Origin of the sequence: Olivibacter sp. EAT-5, assembly GCF_044784325.1 — a bacterium.
GTDB classification, from domain to species: Bacteria; Bacteroidota; Bacteroidia; order Sphingobacteriales; family Sphingobacteriaceae; genus Olivibacter; species Olivibacter oleidegradans.
This window is the reverse complement of record NZ_CP173028.1, coordinates 250,230-269,558: the sequence shown is the minus strand read 5'-3', so window position 1 is coordinate 269,558 and position 19,329 is coordinate 250,230. Positions and strand designations below refer to the sequence as shown.

The following is a 19,329-nucleotide window of genomic DNA, read 5'->3' as shown; positions in this document are numbered from 1 at the left end:
GCATGTCGGTGAATCCAAAAAGTCAACCAGTTGTCAGGTTGCGACTGAATTGGGAAGATGAAATGAATAGATATGAGGATAAAATCGAATCTGATTGAATGATGATCCGAGTGGCAACGGCACTAGCATTGACGTAAGGCAACTAAAATCGTCACTCTGATAGTACCCACTTCTCGCCTGTTTGGAAGTAGGGCATGAACAGACTATCGGCACGACTACAATAAGTAGTAAAGGATAAGTCATATCCGACAATCTAATCGAGCTATGTTATTGCACTTCTAAACGGGGATTGACCTAAATCGGAAAGCCACTGGCGTGGCTATGAGAGCAGTCTCTGAATATCCGACATGGCAACGGAGCCTCCGTAGTAGTCCGAGCAGGGGAAAGCCCTGTACATGGCGAAGGGAGGCAGCTAATATTTTTAATACAAATAAAGGAAAATGTGAGAGACATTATGAGAAATCCAGAATCTGTATTAAACAGTCTATCGAAGCATAGTAGAATTTCAGGTTACAAATTTGAAAGGCTCTATCGCATTCTTTTCAATGTGGAAATGTACTACACTGCTTACCAAAAGATCTATGCTAAAGCAGGAAACATGACCAAAGGCTCAAATGATACCACAATTGACGGTATGAGCTTACAACGGATTGAAAAGCTAATTGATACTATCAGAGATGAAACGTATCAGCCCAATCCATCACGAAGGGTTTATATAGCCAAGAAAAATGGTCAGAAACGCCCTTTAGGTATTCCGTCTTTTGACGATAAATTGGTGCAGGAGGTTATTCGGATGATACTTGAAGCCATATTCGAGAAGCAGTTTGAATATAGCTCTCACGGTTTCAGACCTCAGAGGAGTTGCCATACTGCACTGGTACAGGTCAAAAAGACTTTTAGCGGCGCAGCATGGTTCATTGAAGGGGACATTAAAGGTTTCTTCGATAATATCAATCATGAGGTACTGCTGAACATCTTACGGGAACGGATAACAGATGACAGGTTCATCAGACTTATACGGAAGTTCCTTAATGCGGGATACATTGAAGATTGGGTCTATCACAGAACTTACAGTGGAACTCCACAAGGTGGTATTATAAGCCCCATACTGGCAAATATCTACCTTGATAAACTGGATAAGTACATGAAAGATTATGCTACAAGGTTCGACAAGGGAAAGAGGCGACAAATTACAAAGATTGCCAAGAATAATGTATACCGAAAATCCTATCTGCTCGGGAAATTGAAACTTGAAAAAGATGAAAATGAGAGAGTGCTCCTGAAAAAGGAGATTAGAATGCTTGAGATAAAAAGACTTTCTATCGAACGCTGCAACGAAATGGATGCAAACTACAGGCGATTGAAATATGTGAGGTACGCAGATGACTTTATAATAGGTGTCATCGGTTCAAAAGACGAATGCAAGCTCATTAAAGAGGATATTAAAAACTTCTTAAATGAAAAATTAAAGCTGTCTCTTTCAGACGAAAAGACACTGATTACCCATTCAAAGAAACCTGCAATATTCCTCGGTTATGAAATCACTGTCCAAAGGTCTGACTTGCGCATGAGAGACAAGAATGGCTTTTTAAAGAAAGCCCACAACAAACGAGTTATGCTAAGGGTGTCCCGTTCAACCATACTGAAAAAATTACTCTACTACCGTCGGGTACAGGTAAAATATCACAATGGTAAAGAAGTCTGGAAACCATTGCATAGAGGTTCACTTATAAATAACGATGACCTCGAAATCTTAACAAGATACAACTCTGAAGTACGGGGCTTTTACAATTACTATTCATTAGTGAACAATCTCAAACAGATTAATCACTTTGGTTATATCATGGAATACAGCCTGTACCGAACCTTTGCGGCCAAGTACAAGTCATCTGTACATAAAATCCTCAACAAATACATGCATGACAAGGACTTTACTGTATTCTATAAAAACAAAAAGGGCAAAACTCTCAAACGTGTATTCTATAACAAAGGTTTCAAAAGAAACACCGAAGCTATTAAAGACAACAAGGTGGATAACCACCCAGATGTATACTTCACAAGGTCTATTACAAGCTTGATTGACAGATTGAAAGCAGAGAAATGCGAGTTATGTGAGGCAAATGGACAATTGGAAATGCACCACATCAGGAAAATGAAAGATGTCGAGGGCAAGCAACCTTGGGAGTTGGTCATGATGGCAAGAAGAAGGAAAACACTGGCGGTCTGTCACGATTGCCATAGAAAAATCCACAACGGTGAATAGACTGCATATATTATGTGGAGAGCCGTATACAGCGAGAGTTGTACGTACGGTTCGGGGGAGAGTTCAGGGAAACCTACCGATAGTAATATCGATAAGGCGTCAGGAGCTTATCCCACGCTATCTGCAAAATGTTCATGATTACGGTAGCGGAGAAAACAAATTAAAGTCCCTTATGTGTGGAATTTCCCAACAGCAGACACAAACGGCCTTTGATCTTTGCAACGGCTTTGCACAGGTGGGCGCAGCTGCATTGAATTGATGTTTTAACTTAAACGGAGGCGCAACCGTACAAAGAGCGCGGTTTTATTATGAAATCGATAGATGAATTAACAAACACGGATAAAGCCAAATTGATACATCAGCTTTTTCCCGAAGAAATAGCACCTCTTTTGGAATATACATCATCCTTTTGCGTTAGGTTATCTGAAAATAGAGCAGTTTACGAAAGCCAGTGGAGTAGCAAAAGTATAATAACATTTAGTTTTTGGCTTCATCTTGCAGGGGAAACGGAAAAACTCATTAAACGTTTGAAATACGATATGATCAAAAGCCGACATGTTTTTGCAGAACAATTGTGCTTTAACCATAACGCTATCTTTTTTAATGAATGTTTGGTGAGGTACGCTAATGAGAAGAGCACCAATGACAAATTTAAAAAGGCCGTAGATTTGCTGTATACCTGAGAACTTAGAACATATCAATTTTTAGTCCCCTTCGATTTTTATCGAAAATCAAGGGGCTTTTTTTGCCCCGCCTTAAGTGCCTTTTATGTTCTTTAAGCATTGCGCAATTCAAATGTCTAGTATTCTTAGTAACTTTTTAGTCCCCCAATTTAGTTTTGATTAGTCAAAACAATCACTGGATAAAATCTAGAACCTAATTTTGAAAATCGATTCGTCATAACTATAGGTTATTTTTTCGATAATATTTTTCAAAGAATTTGAAGCTATCAAATGTTTATCGTAACATTGCAATAAATAATTTTAATTATGGGTTTAACTAGAACAGAAATATTTACCGACGAACAGAATAAACTAGCTGTTCTATTGAAAGCGATGGCCCATCCCGCCCGTATTGCTATTTTGCAATACATCATGGCCTCAAAAACATGCATCAACGGAGATCTAGTGGAAGAACTCGGCTTGGCGCAGGCAACCATTTCCCAGCATTTGAAAGAACTTAAAACAGCAGGATTAATACAGGGTACTATTGAAGGAGTTAGTGTATGTTATTGCATCCATCCTGAAAATTGGAACTTATTGAAAGAAACCATCGGGACTTTTTTAAAAGGTTACATCGTTAGCAACGAGTGTTGTTAAAAAAAATTTATGTTAATATATCGTTAAATTGCAATATTATGAATACGAAAGATCTAATGAACTGGGGCGAGTTCAAAGCCCAACTGACTAAAAATGAGGAAGCCACCTTACAGTTTCAATATGCCGATGATAAATGGGTAGATGCTTCTTACCATATCACAGAGATCAAACAAGCTCCTATTACCTCCGTAGACTGTGGAGGCGTGATGAATGCTTGGACGGAAGTAATTGTGCAGCTTTGGGAACCCCAAACTGGCGACTCAGAAAGAGCAATGACGGTAGGCAAAGCCCTGTCGATTGTAGCGTTGGTAGAAAAATCTCTTCCGTTAAATCCTTCTGGGGTTGTCAAGATAGAATTTGGTAATTCGGAATTTGACACCCGCCAAATGTACCCAGGTGAGTTGGTTTTGGAAGGTGAAAACCTCATTGTTAATCTTATCCCTGATGCTACCCAATGTAAAGCCATCGGTCGTGGAGGCAGTTGCGGCACCAATGATAAAGGTGAAGAGTGCTGTGCGCCGGTTCAGGAAGAAGAAAGCAAAAGCGAGATGGTCAATTTAGCGACCGTTCAAAGTTGTACACCGGGATCAGGATGCTGCTAAACTATAGACCGACTAATGGAACTAAGAACAATGAATGACACAGACTGGCCAGCTGTAAGAACTATTTATCTACAAGGGATAGCTACAGGCCAAGCTACTTTTCAAACAGAAGCGCCGAGTTGGGAGGATTGGGATGGATCGCATCTCAAGCGTTCCCGTTTTATAGCAAGTATTGATGGGCACATCGCAGGATGGGCAGCGCTATCGCCCGTTTCAAGTCGTTGTGTTTATGCCGGTGTGGCGGAAGTAAGTGTATATATACACGAGGATTACCGCGGAAAGGGCGTGGGTAGTTTTTTGATGAACGCACTCGTAGAAAGTAGCGAAAAACAAGGTCTCTGGACACTTCAATCAGGCATTTTTCCGGAAAATGAAGCGAGCATCCGCCTGCACGAAAAGCATGGCTTTCGGCAACTAGGTTACCGGGAAAAGGTTGGAAAGCACGGAAACACTTGGCGTGACACTACATTAATGGAACGCCGGAGTAAGACAATAGGAATTGATTAAATAAGACAAAAGAGCACAATGAAGAAGATATTGGTATTATGTACCGGCAATAGCTGCCGGAGTCAACTGGCAGAAGGTTATTTAAGGCACTTCGCTCAGGGAAAGGCAGAAATATACAGCGCGGGTATTGAAACCCATGGTGTCAATCCAAAGGCCGTACAAGTGATGAAAGAGGACGGCATTGACATCTCCGGGCATACCTCCAATCTCGTGGATGAATACAGCCATATCGATTTTGACTATGTCATTACCGTATGCGATAATGCCAAGGAAAGCTGCCCGTACTTCCCTACTAAGGCGCAGAAGTTCCATCATAACTTTCCCGATCCTGCAAAAGCCGTAGGTACTTCCGAAGAAGTTCTTAATGAATTCAGGGCTGTAAGAGATCTGGTAAAAGCCTATATGAAAGACTTTATTGAAGAACATGTAAACGACGAAAGATATGTCAGCAAATAATTGTGCACCGGCTACCGGCCGCAAAAAACTCAGTTTCCTTGACCGTTACCTAACCTTGTGGATCTTTCTTGCAATGGCTATCGGCGTTGGTATGGGCTATTTTATACCTTCTACCGCTTCCTTTATTAATTCTTACTCAAGTGGCACAACAAACATACCTTTAGCCGTTGGGCTCATATTGATGATGTATCCACCGCTGGCAAAAGTTAAATACGAGAACCTCGGTAAAGTATTCAAAGATGTAAAAGTGCTTAGTGTATCCCTTATACTAAATTGGGTAATAGGTCCACTCCTGATGTTCTTTTTGGCTATCACCTTTTTAAGGGATTACCCAGAATATATGATCGGCCTGATTCTGATCGGCTTGGCGCGTTGTATCGCTATGGTGGTGGTTTGGAATGAACTTGCCGAGGGAAACCGCGAATACGCAGCGGGTCTCATAGCCCTCAATAGTATTTTTCAGGTATTGTTCTACAGTGTATTTGCCTATATTTTTATTACGGTACTACCTCCATTATTCGGAATTGAAGGAGCTGAAGTAAATATCACCATCGGTGAAATAGCCAAAAGTGTTGGTATTTATCTGGGGATTCCTTTTGCGATGGGGGTAATCAGTCGATATGCGCTCATTGCATTGAAAGGCGAAAAATGGTTTCAAGAAAAATATGTTCCTTTTATATCACCCATTACCTTGATTGCCTTGTTATTCACCATTGTAGTTATGTTTAGCTTGAAGGGTGAGTTGATCGTACAGATACCCATGGATGTAGTAAGGATAGCCATACCGCTGGTAATCTATTTTGCCTTTATGTTCATCTTCAGTTTCGTAATTGCTAGACGTTTTGGAGCCGACTACTCAAAAAATGCTTCGATCGCCTTCACAGCAACTGGAAACAATTTTGAGCTTGCAATTGCGGTGGCGATAGGTGTGTTCGGGATCAATTCAGGCCAAGCCTTTGCCGGGGTTATTGGTCCCTTGGTAGAGGTTCCCGCCCTGATCGCTCTTGTGAACCTCGCATTCTGGTTCCGAAAAAAATATTATACCAAAACAGTGCTTTCTTAAGTATGACCGTATCAAATAAAAACTACGATGTGATTATAATCGGAGGTGGGCAAAGTGCGCTTGCCTGTGCTTATTTCTTGCGACGTACCGGATTGAGCTATATTCTTCTCGATGAGCAGGACGAGCCCGGAGGAGCATGGCAGCATGGGTGGGAATCGCTTACATTGTTTTCACCGGCTGCATTCAGCTCTCTACCCGGTTGGTTGATGCCTGAATCTTCCGGTAAGTTCCCTTCAAGAGCCGAGGCGATTGCCTACCTGAAGGCTTACGAAGAGAAATATAAAATACCTGCTGAGCGACCTGTTAAAGTAGAGAAAGTTGCAAAAACCGATAATGGGTATACACTTAGTACATCAAGTGGCGATTATTTCTGCAAGGCGCTTATTTCTGCAACGGGCACCTGGGGCAGCCCTTTTATTCCGAACTTGGAAGGGCTTGACTCCTTCAAAGGGAAGCAGCTTCATTCGGCACATTATACCAATGCAAAGAACTTTCACGGTAAAAAAGTGCTGATAGTGGGCGGAGGTAATTCCGGTGCGCAGCTGTTGGCCGAGATCTCGAAGGTAGCGAATACGGTTTGGTCTACCCTAACACCACCAACATTCCTTCCCGATGAAGTAGACGGCCGGGTGTTATTTGATGTTGCTACAGCCAAGTATCAGGCCATGAAAGAAGGTAAACCTCTTGATACGAAACAGTATGACCTGGCAAATATCGTGATGGTCCCATCCGTGGTGGAGGCTCGCGAACGGGATGTGTTACAGAGCAAGGGGCGTTTTATTGCATTCACGGAAACTGGTGTGATTTGGGAATCTAACGAAAGGGAAGACTTTGATATAATCGTTTGGTGTACCGGATTTAAGTATGCAACTAAACACCTGAATGAATTGGGGATAACCGATGTCGATGGGCGCGTAGTTACCGAGGGTACATGTGCAAAGGCGGTAGCTGGACTATGGCTTGTAGGTTATGGAAACTGGACGGGCTTTGCCTCTGCCACATTGATAGGGGTAGGAAGATCTGCGCGTGCTACTGTAAATGAACTAAATGAATATCTAAACCATTAAAGAAAATGAAAATTGCACTTTTTTCCGACATTCACGCTAATCTACCGGCATTGGAAGCATTTTTTAAGGACCTTGAGACCCGAAATGTCGATGCGGTTTATTGTCTGGGCGATTTGGTAGGATATAACATCTGGCCGAATGAAGTAATCGATGAAATCCGAAAAAGAGGTATTCCTACGATTGCGGGGAATTACGATTTTGGTATTGGTAGAAGCAGTGACGACTGCGGTTGCGCTTACAAAACAGATGAAGAAAAAGCTATGGGCAAAGTTTCCATTGCTTATACCAATGAAGCCGTGAAGAAAGATCAACGTGCTTATCTCCGCACCTTACCTGCACATATCCGGTTGGAGTTTCAGCTGAACGATGATAAAATGGATGTGCTTTTAGTACATGGAAGTCCCAGAAAAGTGAACGAATATCTTTTTGAAGACAGAGAAGAAAAAAGCATGATCCGAATTATGGAACAGGCAGGAGCTTCCGTGATGTGTTTCGGCCATACCCACAAACCGTATCATCGTATCCTTTCCGTAAACGACGAAGACGGTAGCGTACGCTATTTGCATGCCATAAACATTGGATCGGTAGGGAAACCCAAAGATGGTGATCCAAGGGGCGGTTATGTAATACTCACGCTTAATCCTGACAGCAGTATAAGGGAAAAAGAAAGTATCTCCATTGAGTTTGTCCGTTTTGAATATGATGTAGAAAAAGCAGCGAAGGCAGTGGAAGACAGCCCTCTTCCAAACGGATATGCAGATATGTTACGTAACGGCTAAATAATTTACACTAATGAGGATTGCACTTTTTTCGGATATCCATGCCAATCTGCCTGCTTTGGAGGCGATGTTTACAGATTTAAATAAGAGACAGGTAGATGCGATTTATTGCCTAGGCGATCTTGTCGGTTATAACGTTTGGCCAAATGAGGTGATCGAGCTTATTCGTTCCCAAAAAATACCCGTCCTTGCAGGAAACCATGATGCCAAAGTTGGTGCTTTAGAGGCAAAGGAGGCTATCGAAACCCTTGGTAAAAACTATGCCTACCACCTTATTAACGATGTTAATAGGAAATATCTTCGTGATCTACCGGCACATATACGCTTAGCATATAAAACTGCGGATGAAAAATTTGATGTCTTAATGGTGCATGGTAGTACCAGGAGGAACGATGAGTATGTATTAGTCGACACCCCTGAAGAAGATGTTTTAGCGATGATGACAGAAAGCAATGCTTCTATTTTATGTGTGGCCCATTCTCATAAACCGTATCACCGCGTGCTTAAGTCCACGGGTGTTAATTATCTACACGTTATCAACACCGGTTCAGTAGGGAAACCTAAGGATGGGAATCCGCAGGGATGTTATGTTTTGTTAGAATTAACAGCAACAACATCTATGCTTAGTCCTGAGACCTTAAACGTAGACTTTGTGCGTTTTGACTATGATGTTCAAGCGGCAGCAAATGCAGTTGAGAATAGCCCACTGCCAAATGAATTTGCAGACATGTTGCGCAAAGCTTATTAAATGTCTAATTAGTCATGAAAGATATAGCTAATAGAAAAAACAGCTTAAGTAACGAGAGTGAATGCTGCGATATCAATGAAGTTGTCACAGCTTACTATAAGGAGTTAAAAGGTTATCTGATCAATCAGACAAAAGATGTAGCATTAGCTGGAGAACTTGTGCAGGAAATTATGCTGAAAGCCGCCGTGGCCCATCAGAACGGGACAGATGTGAAGAATATCAGAGCTTGGTTCTATCAAGTAGCTCGAACTACCTTGGCAGATCATTTTCGTCAGGTTAAAAAAGATGCTAAGATATTGTCTGCTATTGCGACAAATTATTCAATCGTTGACGAGCCAAATAAAGAACTAGAAGAGCTCGTTCAAAGATATATGGATCCAATGTTAGCGATGCTTCCCGATAAATATGCTATTCCCCTTAAATTAGCAGAACTCGATCGCTTATCCCATAAACAGATCGCCCAACAATTAGGGCTGAGCTTAAGTGCAACAAAATCGAGAATTTTACGCGCCAGAGCTCGTTTGTTGGAGCTTATTTACGAGTGCTGTATCGTTGAACTCGATAAACTTGGTAATTTTATCGGGTGCACTTTGAAATCTTCTTGTAAGCCTTTAAGCGAGCTATAAATCCGATGCAACAACGTTATGCAATTGTCTAGAGGCAACAATGTTCAGGTTCATAACAATCGCTATGAAAAATCTGATTTATAGCTTTAAAGAAAGTTATCGGAAATAAGTATAGGACAATTATCTTCAGGAGTAGCGGGGTTGCAGCAGGTAACACATTTTTTGACACCCTTTATCAATTGATTTCGAAGGGCAATCATATCAAGAATTTTTGCATCCAACAGCTGAACTTTTTTTTCAATCATGTCGCTTACATTATTACACGTTGCTTCCTTCTCTTCAATCATGTTCAGAATAACCGCTGATTCATTTAAAGTAAAACCAAAGTTTTTTAAGCGTTTAATGGTAAGTAATTGTTCGAGAATTTCTTGAGAATACTCCTTATAGTTATTATTCCGTCGTTGTTTCCTTCCAATATTTATAAGCCCCTGTTTCTCATAGAAACGGATTGTGTCTCTAGAAAGGCCCGATTTTGCTGACAATTCACCTATTAACATCTTTTTTTAAAAACTACTTGACCATTGACTATACTCCATGGTTTATATTTGCAAATATAATTTTTATTTGCATCATAATATGGCGGTACTAAAATCATTAACAATATTCCTACTTGCCGGAATATGTGAAATAGGCGGGGGATACCTGATCTGGTTATGGTTAAAAGAAGATAAGTCTATTTGGTACGGCATTATCGGCGGGATTATCCTTGCACTATATGGTATAGTGGCTACCTGGCAGACAGCTAATTTTGGACGCGTATATGCTACTTATGGCGGTATCTTCATTGTCCTCTCCTTATTATGGGCATGGAAGGTAGATGGATTTCGCCCCGACCGTTACGACATTATCGGTGCTTTGATCGCGTTGATCGGTGTCTGTATCATTTACTATGCACCTCGAACAATTCAATAGCATTATGAAGTACATACTTATTTTACCAATGATGGCCATTACGCTGGCCGTATCCGGACAGAATATAAACACAACAAAAGGTGTTATGAAAAAGAAAAAAACAGCATCGTGTACGCCAAACTGCACGGATGGTTGTGGTAGTACCAACGCGCTGACCTGCAAATTAACAAGCCCTGAAATACTAGAGCGGAAGGCGACTGTAATCGCCAGCCTGAAAAATCAGGTTCTAGAGAAAAAGGAGCTTTCAAATGGATATACGTACAAATTCAAAGGAGATGACAATGTTCTAACAGAGCTTACCGAGTTTATAAAGACCGAACGACTTTGTTGTGATTTCTTCGATTTTGGGATCAGGATTGCTGGAGATGCCTCAACTACATGGTTATCCATAACCGGTCCAGAAGGCACTAAGACTTTTATCGATACAGAATTAGGCCTGTAATAATGTATCCACAAGTAATTGCCGTCATTTTTTGCCGTCATCGGGGTTTTCCTTAATTCTTATTCGTTTTTGTATGCCAATAGCCTCAGCGCGTTAAATACCACAACCAAGGTTGATCCTTCATGTGCTACTACGGCTGGGCCGATGGAAGCTATCCCGAGAATAGTTAATGGAATTAACACAGTGACAACACCGAGGCTGATCCATAAATTTTGTTTAATGATACCTTTTGCTTTACGGCTAAGCCCAATTGCAAAAGGGAGCAAATTCAGATTGTCTCCCATTAAAGCAATATCGGCCGTCTCAAGAGCAACATCCGACCCCGCAGCTCCCATTGCGATACCAACGGTGCTATTAGCCATGGCAGGTGCATCATTAACGCCGTCACCCACCATCGCTACATTCTTTTCCTGCTGCCTAAGCTTTTTTATTGCATCAACCTTCTGTTCCGGAAGCAGGCCTCCCCACGCGTCAGACAGGCCAATCTCACCCGCTATAGCATCAGCTACCTTTTGATTATCACCGGTTAACATGACCATACGGCGGATGCCAACAGCTTCCAGACTGGACAAGGCCTCCCTTGCTTCCGGGCGGGGTGTATCCATAACAGCAATCATGCCTATGTAGTCTTCATTCCTTCGTATTATCATGGTAGTATTACCCTGACCTTCTAGTTCCTGTACTTTTTTTACAAAGGTGTCCGACGGTTTTTTTGTATCTAATGTTTCAAATAGGGCAAGGTTGCCAATGTATATTGTATCTCCTTCTAACTTCGCTTTTACTCCTTTACCGAGCACCGCTTCAAGACTCTCCGCAGAAGGGATGTTTGTATCATTGAGCCTTTTCATCCCGTCCCGTACAATGGCTTTTGCCAATGGATGGTCGCTTAGCGCTTCTACTGCTATAGTAATCTTGAGCAGGGTTTCTTCATCGATATCTTTAGAAGGAAAAACCGCCGTAAGTTTTGGCTTACCTTCAGTTAATGTCCCTGTCTTGTCGAAAGCTAAAGCAGTTAATGTTCCCAAGTCTTCTAGCGGTTTTCCTCCTTTTATAAGAACACCACCTTTTGCCGCTCGCGCAACGCCGCTGAGTACTGCACTGGGTGTAGATATTGCAAGGGCGCACGGACTGGCAGCTACCAACACGGACATCGCTCTGTAAAAACTGGCACTAAACGTTTCGTCGGTCACAAGAAACGCAAAACACAGTAAAAACACTAAAATCAGGACAGCAGGGACAAAAAGTTTTTCAAAACGATCTGTAAATTGCTGCGTGGGCGACTTTTGTGTTTGCGCTTCATTAACCATTTTAATCATCCGGGAAATTGTTGAATCATTGGCTTCCCGACTTACCTTCACTTCCAATGTACCGTTTCCGTTAATTGAACCCGAGAATACTTTATACTTTGCGTCAAGTGTAGCAGCTTTATTTACATCTATCTCTTCTTTCTCAAATGCCAGCTTATCAACGGGAATACTTTCCCCGGTAATTGGCGCCTGGTTGACCCCGCTGGTTCCTTTAACTACAATACCATCTGCAGCAATTTTAGTATTGGGACGAATAACGATAATGTCGCCGATATTAAGTTGTTCGATGGGAACTTCTTCAATTTTATCGGCATGTTTTCTAAAGGCCGTTTTTGGTGCCAGATCGGTGAGTGCAGCTATTGATTTACGCGCCTTTTCTAACGCAAAGTGTTCGAGTGCATGTCCTAAACTGAATAGAAATAATAAAAGAGCACCTTCTGTCCACTGTCCAAGTGCCCCAGCTCCGGCGGCGGCCACTAACATTAAAAAATCTATTTCAAATTCTCCTTTAGAAATAGCCTCATAGGCTTCTTTAGTAACATAGTAGGCTCCGAAAAAATAAGCTCCGAAAAGGAAACAAAGGGAAACCCATGGAGCGAGACCTTCTAAAAAGGATAAACCAAAGCCTATCCCTAATAATATCCCTGAAATAATGCTAAAAACGAGTTCAGCGTTTTTGCCGAATATACCCCCATGGACATGATCATGCTCCTTTGACTTACTCTCCTCATTCTTTTTGTCCAAGTGTTTATCTATCCCGTCACTTTTCTGTCCGATAAATTGTGCTTGCTCATTAGAAATTATTTTAATTCCCATAGCTGTTATTGAGCGTTCAACCTCCTTTTGATTGATTTTGTGATGGTCGAATTCGATATACATTACTCCCGTTCCCGAAACGGATACCGTCGTAAAACCTTTGATTCGCTTCAATCTGCTTTCAATGAGCCGTGCATGTCTTACATGTCGAACACCATCTGTGTGTATCAATAAATGTCCGAATTTTTCGGTAAATGTGGCTCCCGCTTTTTTAGCTAAGCTTTGTATTCTATCGATGGAGATAACATCCGGGTCATAGTGGAAACATAATTGAGCTTTACTTTGCTTATTTTGAGGTTTGAGATGTACCTTTTCAATCCCATTTCTGCCTTCCAGCAATTTTATTAAACGCTCAACGCAACGATCCCGTTCATCGGGGATTTCGGGAAGGAGTATGTCTAAGTTTATTTTTGTTTTTTTCATGGTCACCTCTGTTGGTTTTGGTACTTAATCCTTCTTTGCTACAATAAGGGATAGAATTTATATATAGTACAAAGTTTCAGTAACATTTGTTGCCTCTTTATCGCCGGAATCGTGAAGTGCAGGATAACGCGTTATCCTGCTTTACTATACCACTTCTATTCCTCCTCCTCACTGTTTTTCATTTTTGACAGCAGGTCATAGGCGCCGTTAACTACTATTTTGGTAGAGTCGATATTTTTCGGAAGAGTAACTTCTACATATCCCGCCTCTGATAGACCTGTCGTTACTTCGACCAGTTGGAAACCGTGCATCTTTTCAGCAGGAGCATTTTCAGATTTCACATTTCTTACACCTTTTTCAATAAATATGTATTTTTTGCCTAAGTAATCTACCACCCCGCCTTCAGGAAGTGCGTTTACCTCGTTGTTACCTGTTTCAATAAACGCCTTAATATAGGTGTTGGGTATCAGGCTCTCACTTTGGATGGTAGCTAAACAGTGTACCGTCACGGTTTTATCCGGATCAATTTCGCGCCCAACTAAAATGACCTTTGCTATTCTTTCCTCTGTCTCATTATTTAATGTAAATCGCACAGATTGGCCTTTTTTTACTTTCGATACATCTTTTTCAAAAACCTTAAGTTCTACATGAAGGTTGACGTTATTAACAATTTCGAACATTACATCGTTGGGTGCGACAAATCTGCCTACATTGGTATTTACCTTAGTAACGTAACCGTTAATTGGCGCATAAATATTTATTGTACTCCTGATATTTCCTGCATTCAATGTGGTAGCATTGATATTTATCAATTTTAAACGCTCTTTAAGGGCACTAGTTCTCGACAGCATTGTCAGATATTGCGATTTTGCCTGTTGCACAGTTTTTTGTGCATTGATGTTTTGCTTCGACAATTCCAATTGCCTTTTGTATTCGGCATCGGCGAGCTCCAATTGGCTGTTACTTTCCAGGTAGTCCTGCTGCAGCTGGACATAGTCCTGATTTTCAAGAACAGCAATAACCTGGCCTCTGCGAACTGAAGCGCCCTGCAACAATGAAGTAGATTTAACGATACCTCCCAACTGGGTTGTAATGCTATAAAGGTTTTCTGGCGGGACGTCTACAAATCCGTTTACTTTCAAAACACCGCTAAGTGATTTCTTTTCAACGGTTCCGATCTTTATCTGTGAACCTTTGTATTGAGCCGGAGAAAGTTCGACAATATCCGAATTTTCTTCTTCGGCAACTGCCGTTTCCGGCTCCTGTGTTTCTGTGGTTTTGGTTCCACACGAAGAGAACAGCATAAGGATAAGTACTGTTGCTACAAGTATTTGTTTGATATTTATGTTCTTTTTCATTGCTGGATTATTGATTTAAGCCAATAAGGTATTGTGCTGTATATACTGACTGATTGTATTGATTAAGGGCCTGTAAGTATGCAAAACGAATGTCGGAATAAGTCCGAAGAGCTACAGAGAACTCAAGGTAACCGATTTCGCCATTTTGAAATGCAACTTGTGCCTGCCGCAAAATCAGATTTGCGTTCGGCAGAGCACTGTTTTGATAGTAGTCAATGCTCTTCGAATTCTTCAATAAATCTTGGTTTGCCTGTTGAAATTGCGATTTCAGATTTGTCTGAGCTAAATCGTATTGTGATTCCGCTATTTGTTTCTGAATCTTTGCAGTCTTAATGCGGTTAGCAAAAGGTTTATAGAAGATTGGCAATGCTACACCTACCTGTATTCCCTGAAACCGCTTTCCCGCATCGAACACCACTTCTTGTCCGTTTACATTCTGTGAACCGATTATCGATTGGTTAAAATATCCTAATGTAAAGTCCGGGCCAGCTTTTGCTTTCTCTATACCGATGCTTTTATCTGCTATCTCTATCTGCTGTTTTTGCATGGAAAGCCACGGATTTTCACTAACACTGCCTGTATTACTTTGCCAATGTTCTTTTTTTAAGTCGCTTTCTGAGATTTGGATGCTGTCTTGCGTATTAAGGAGCCTTTTCAGCTCGGCCATATAGATCATAATATCTGCTCTATTTTTTTCGAGCTGATTGAGGACTTCATTTCGCTGCGTTTCAGCTGTTGTTTTTTCCAGCAAGTTAGTTTCCCCTGTCTGGTAACGCAGGGATGATGCCTTGAGAAAATTATTAAATATAGAATCTTGGGTATGGTAAAGCTTTTGAAGTGAAAGGAAATACGCAAGTTGTCCGTATGTGCTTTTTACTTGGTAGATTAGTTCATTCTCGGTAACACCGAGATTAATCTCGCTACTTTTAAGCTGGGCATCGTAGAGTTTACGCTGCTTACTAAATAAGAACGGATTCACAATACTTTGACTGATGGAAATATTATTATCTCGTTTGATTGTATTCATTTGACCATATTGAAGGTCAAAATTTGTTTTCCCAAAGTCAATCGAGGTCCCGCGCAATACTCTTTGCTGATCGATTTGCAATTCTGCCGAATTCACCATTTGGTTATTTTTAAGTGCTATCTCAATTGCCTCTGCCAATGTTACCCGTTGGGAAATTGAAGATGGTTCCTGTGCTTTAGAACTATAAGGAAACATCCAGAACGCCAAAAAAGCAACCACCGCAGTTCCTTTTACTACGTGCTTTTTTAGTTTGAAGGACTCAAAATAGGTATACAATACCGGCAAAACCAGCAGCGTTAGAATCGTTGATGTAATCAATCCGCCAATTACAACTGTTGCCAGCGGCTTTTGAACCTCCGCTCCGGCTGCTGTAGATAATGCCATGGGCATAAACCCTAAAGACGCGACAGTCGCAGTCATCAGTACGGGACGAAGTCTAACGGCTGTCCCTTTTATTACAATTTCTCTTAAATCCTTTATACCGGACTTTTTCAACCGATTGAATTCGGTTATTAATACAATTCCATTTAACACGGCAACTCCAAAAAGCGCAATGAACCCCACTCCGGCGGAAATACTGAACGGCATTCCTCGCACCAAAAGGGCAAATACTCCACCGATTGCTGCCATTGGAATGGCTGTAAAAATTAATATAGATTGTTTTATTGATCCAAAAGTGAAATACAATAATAAAAGTATCAGCAATAGTGCCACAGGTACTGCAACAGATAAGCGCTGGCTGGCGGCTTGAAGATTTTCAAACTGCCCCCCGTAGGTAATGTAATAGCCGGTCGGCAATTTAATCTGACTGCCGATTTTCTGTTCAATTTCTTCTACGACACTTTCAATATCTCTTCCCCTAACATTTAGACCTACAATAATTCTACGCTTCGTATCTTCCCGTTGTATTTGGTTCGGGCCTACTTCAAAGTCTACCGACGCCACTTGCGACAACGGAACTTTTTCACCATCGGGCGTTGATATAAACAGGCCGCGAACGTTATCGATGTTCTGCCTGTATTCTTCATCCAAACGAACTACCATATCGAAACGCTTTTCGCCTTCATATACCAATCCTGCCGCCTGACCGGCAAAAGCGGCATTTACGGCCTGGTTTACAGCTTCAACATCTATCCCGAAACGGGCAAGCTGGTCGCGATCCACCTTAATGACAATCTGAGGGAGACCGCTGGTCTGCTCGATATATAGATCAGCAGCCCCTTGGACGGTTGCAACGATTTTGCCTATTTTTCGCGAGAGATCGGTTAGGTGATCCAGATCATCACCGAAAATTTTAATTCCTATGTCCTGTCGCACTCCTGATATTAGCTCGTTGGAGCGTAACTGAATAGGTTGCGAAAAGCCAAAAGTTACGCCGGTGACCGGTTCTAGTGCCTCAGCCATTTTATCAGCTAACTCTTCCCGATCAACCGCACTTACCCAATCTTTTTTATCCTTTAGAATAATGGTCAGGTCAGTTGCTTCCATAGGCATTGGATCTGTCGGAATTTCTGCTGCACCTATTTTTCCTACTACCTCTATCACTTCAGGAAATTTGTCGATGAGTATAGCAGAAGCTTGATTGACTTTATCTATCGTTTGACTGAGGGAGCTTCCGGTAAGTAATCTTGTTTCTACCGCAAAATCACCTTCTTCTAGCGTCGGAATAAATTCACCCCCCATACGGGTAAAGGCAAAAACACTGAGGCCTAACAACACTACTGCCGTAAGTACTACAGTTACACGATTGCGAAGCGCTACACGGATCATCGGATCATAATACTTATGAAAAAAGGCCATCATACGATCCGAAAAATTGCGCTTATGACTGATCTTTTTGCTCAATATAAGCGCTGACATCATCGGTACATAGGTAAGGGAGAGAATGAAAGCACCTAAAATAGCAAAGGACACTGTTTGCGCCATGGGACCGAACATTTTTCCTTCTATACCTACAAGTGCAAGAATAGGGAGATACACGATTAGAATTATAATCTCACCGAATGCAGCCGCAGATCGTATTTTTGAAGCTGACTCATAGACCTCATCATCCATTTCTTTTTGTGAAAGCTTATTTGGGTTCCTGCTTAAACCGAGATGATGCATCGTGGCTTCGACAATAATAACGGCCCCATCAACGATTAATCCGAAATCGATGGCCCCAAGGCTCATAAGGTTTCCACTGACGCCGAATATGTTCATCATCGAAATAGCAAAAAGCATTGAAAGAGGTATAACGGAAGCAACTACAATTCCGGCCCGGAGATTTCCCAGAAATAGAACAAGTACAAAAATGACTATTAATGCGCCTTCTATTAGGTTTTTTGCGACGGTTCCGATCGCCCGGTCAACAAGAGCGCTGCGATCCAAAAAGGGCTCAATGGTAACGCCCTCGGGAAGCGTTTTATTGATACGTGCTATCTTTTCTTTTACCTTGCTTACGACTTCGTTTGCATTTGAGCCCTTCAGCATCATTACAATGCCACCAACTGCTTCCCCTTGACTTTTTTTCGTGGTTCTTGTCAATGCGCCATACCGAATAGCATTACCCAGTTTGACTTCGGCAATATCTCTGATCAGTACGGGCACTTGCTTTGGACTTTTCCTGACGACAATTTTTTTAATATCATCAATACTTCCCACTAAGCCCTCACTTCGGATAAAGTAGGCGTTGGGCTTTTTATCTATATATGCGCCACCTGTGTTTTGATTATTACGTTCCAAAGCACTAAAAACATCATTAATGCTTAGATTATAACTATTCAGCTTATCCGGATCAAGTGCGATTTCATATTGTTTTAACAAGCCTCCAAAGCTATTTACTTCCGCGATACCCGGCGTTCCCAATAACTGTCTACGTACAATCCAATCTTCGATCGTGCGTAATTCTCTTGCATCATACTTCTCTTCATAACCGGGTTTTGCGTGCACTACATATTGGTAGATTTCGCCGAGACCGGTTGAGATCGGAGCGATCTCGGGTTTACCCACATCCGAAGGAATATTGTTACCTGCTTCGGTTAATTTTTCGTTCACCTGTTGACGGGCCCAATAAATGTCAACATCGTCATGAAACACGATAGTGACTACTGAAAGACCGAAACGGGAAATCGAACGTACCTGTTCTATTTCCGGAATAGTTGACATCGTTTGTTCTATCGGAAAAGTTATTAGCCGTTCAACTTCAGGTGTCGCGAGTGATGGACTTTGCGTTATCACCTGAACCTGGTTATTTGTGATATCAGGCGTCGCATCAATAGGCAGCTGCTTTAACGAATATAACCCCCAGGCAATCAATCCCAGAGTCATCAAAGCAACAATCAGTTTATTCTCAATAGAGAACTTAATAATTTTATTAAGCATATCTTATTTGAAATGAATTAAAGCGTGTAGAATCATTCCAATAATCGCTAACAGCAAAATCACTGAAAGTAGAAATATACCAACTACCCTTAGGATCTTTATCCATTGAGGTTGCTTGTAGTTTTTTCCTGGACGACCTACGCTTTTTGCTGGGAATGACGTATTCTTTTTAGTCATAGCCTGAGCAATAATATTATTTGATTTTTGTAATTAAATGGACAGACCAGCGTCCATATACGCACAGAGACGTG

General features: G+C 41.5%; 18 protein-coding genes. 14 read left to right on the top strand and 4 right to left on the bottom strand.

The window, feature by feature from the left end:
* Positions 1-454 precede the first annotated feature (454 nt).
* The 12 genes from ACH11B_RS01250 to ACH11B_RS01195 all read left to right on the top strand — a co-directional run bounded on the left by ACH11B_RS01250 (position 455) and on the right by ACH11B_RS01195 (position 9,430).
* Positions 455-2,263 (top strand): reverse transcriptase/maturase family protein, encoded by a 1,809-nt coding sequence (locus ACH11B_RS01250; protein WP_002979465.1) that lies wholly within the window; start codon positions 455-457, stop codon positions 2,261-2,263.
* Positions 2,256-2,522, top strand: coding sequence for a hypothetical protein (locus ACH11B_RS01245; protein ID WP_404273995.1), 267 nt, complete (start codon positions 2,256-2,258; stop codon positions 2,520-2,522). Before ACH11B_RS01250 ends, ACH11B_RS01245 begins: the two co-directional genes overlap by 8 nt.
* 49 nt (positions 2,523-2,571) lie before the next feature.
* Positions 2,572-2,946, top strand: a complete 375-nt coding sequence (locus ACH11B_RS01240) for a hypothetical protein (RefSeq protein WP_377612030.1) — start codon at positions 2,572-2,574, stop codon at positions 2,944-2,946.
* Positions 2,947-3,252: 306 nt separating this feature from the next.
* A complete protein-coding gene (locus ACH11B_RS01235) occupies positions 3,253-3,582 on the top strand; it encodes a helix-turn-helix transcriptional regulator (protein WP_130858037.1) in 330 nt (109 codons plus the stop codon).
* A gap of 38 nt (positions 3,583-3,620) precedes the next feature.
* On the top strand, positions 3,621-4,184 hold the full coding sequence (locus ACH11B_RS01230; RefSeq protein ID WP_377612032.1) for a DUF6428 family protein: 564 nt from the start codon (positions 3,621-3,623) through the stop codon (positions 4,182-4,184).
* Between the two features lie 15 nt (positions 4,185-4,199).
* Positions 4,200-4,691, top strand: a complete 492-nt coding sequence (locus tag ACH11B_RS01225) for a GNAT family N-acetyltransferase (protein WP_013663548.1) — start codon at positions 4,200-4,202, stop codon at positions 4,689-4,691.
* A gap of 18 nt (positions 4,692-4,709) precedes the next feature.
* Entirely contained in the window at positions 4,710-5,147 is a 438-nt protein-coding gene (locus ACH11B_RS01220) for an arsenate reductase ArsC (RefSeq protein WP_013663547.1), read from the top strand.
* Positions 5,134-6,210 (top strand): ACR3 family arsenite efflux transporter, encoded by a 1,077-nt coding sequence (gene arsB / locus ACH11B_RS01215; RefSeq protein WP_377612036.1) that lies wholly within the window; start codon positions 5,134-5,136, stop codon positions 6,208-6,210. Before ACH11B_RS01220 ends, arsB begins: the two co-directional genes overlap by 14 nt.
* A gap of 2 nt (positions 6,211-6,212) precedes the next feature.
* Positions 6,213-7,277: an ArsO family NAD(P)H-dependent flavin-containing monooxygenase gene (locus ACH11B_RS01210; protein ID WP_013663545.1), complete on the top strand. Its 1,065-nt coding sequence runs from the start codon at positions 6,213-6,215 to the stop codon at positions 7,275-7,277.
* A 5-nt stretch (positions 7,278-7,282) separates the two neighbouring features.
* Positions 7,283-8,056: a metallophosphoesterase family protein gene (locus tag ACH11B_RS01205; protein ID WP_013663544.1), complete on the top strand. Its 774-nt coding sequence runs from the start codon at positions 7,283-7,285 to the stop codon at positions 8,054-8,056.
* Positions 8,057-8,069: 13 nt separating this feature from the next.
* Positions 8,070-8,804, top strand: a complete 735-nt coding sequence (locus tag ACH11B_RS01200; protein ID WP_377612038.1) for a metallophosphoesterase family protein — start codon at positions 8,070-8,072, stop codon at positions 8,802-8,804.
* A 14-nt stretch (positions 8,805-8,818) separates the two neighbouring features.
* Positions 8,819-9,430 carry a sigma-70 family RNA polymerase sigma factor gene (locus tag ACH11B_RS01195; RefSeq protein WP_377612040.1) on the top strand — a complete coding sequence of 204 codons (612 nt, stop codon included), beginning with the start codon at positions 8,819-8,821 and terminating at the stop codon, positions 9,428-9,430.
* Between the two features lie 86 nt (positions 9,431-9,516).
* On the opposite strand, the gene ACH11B_RS01190 is transcribed toward ACH11B_RS01195, so the two are convergent.
* Positions 9,517-9,927 carry a MerR family transcriptional regulator gene (locus ACH11B_RS01190; RefSeq protein ID WP_377612042.1) on the bottom strand — a complete coding sequence of 137 codons (411 nt, stop codon included), beginning with the start codon at positions 9,925-9,927 and terminating at the stop codon, positions 9,517-9,519.
* Positions 9,928-10,006: 79 nt separating this feature from the next.
* Between ACH11B_RS01190 and ACH11B_RS01185 the strand changes: the two genes are divergently transcribed.
* Both ACH11B_RS01185 and ACH11B_RS01180 read left to right on the top strand, forming a co-directional pair.
* A complete protein-coding gene (locus ACH11B_RS01185) occupies positions 10,007-10,342 on the top strand; it encodes a YnfA family protein (RefSeq protein ID WP_377612044.1) in 336 nt (111 codons plus the stop codon).
* A gap of 4 nt (positions 10,343-10,346) precedes the next feature.
* On the top strand, positions 10,347-10,784 hold the full coding sequence (locus ACH11B_RS01180; protein ID WP_377612046.1) for a hypothetical protein: 438 nt from the start codon (positions 10,347-10,349) through the stop codon (positions 10,782-10,784).
* Positions 10,785-10,843: 59 nt separating this feature from the next.
* On the opposite strand, the gene ACH11B_RS01175 is transcribed toward ACH11B_RS01180, so the two are convergent.
* From ACH11B_RS01175 to ACH11B_RS01165, 3 genes are all read right to left on the bottom strand, one after another.
* Positions 10,844-13,330 (bottom strand): heavy metal translocating P-type ATPase, encoded by a 2,487-nt coding sequence (locus ACH11B_RS01175; RefSeq protein ID WP_013663542.1) that lies wholly within the window; start codon positions 13,328-13,330, stop codon positions 10,844-10,846.
* Between the two features lie 155 nt (positions 13,331-13,485).
* Complete coding sequence (locus tag ACH11B_RS01170) at positions 13,486-14,688, bottom strand: efflux RND transporter periplasmic adaptor subunit (RefSeq protein ID WP_013663541.1); 1,203 nt, start codon at positions 14,686-14,688, stop codon at positions 13,486-13,488.
* Between the two features lie 7 nt (positions 14,689-14,695).
* A complete protein-coding gene (locus ACH11B_RS01165; RefSeq protein ID WP_377612049.1) occupies positions 14,696-19,078 on the bottom strand; it encodes a CusA/CzcA family heavy metal efflux RND transporter in 4,383 nt (1,460 codons plus the stop codon).
* Positions 19,079-19,329: the final 251 nt, after the last annotated feature.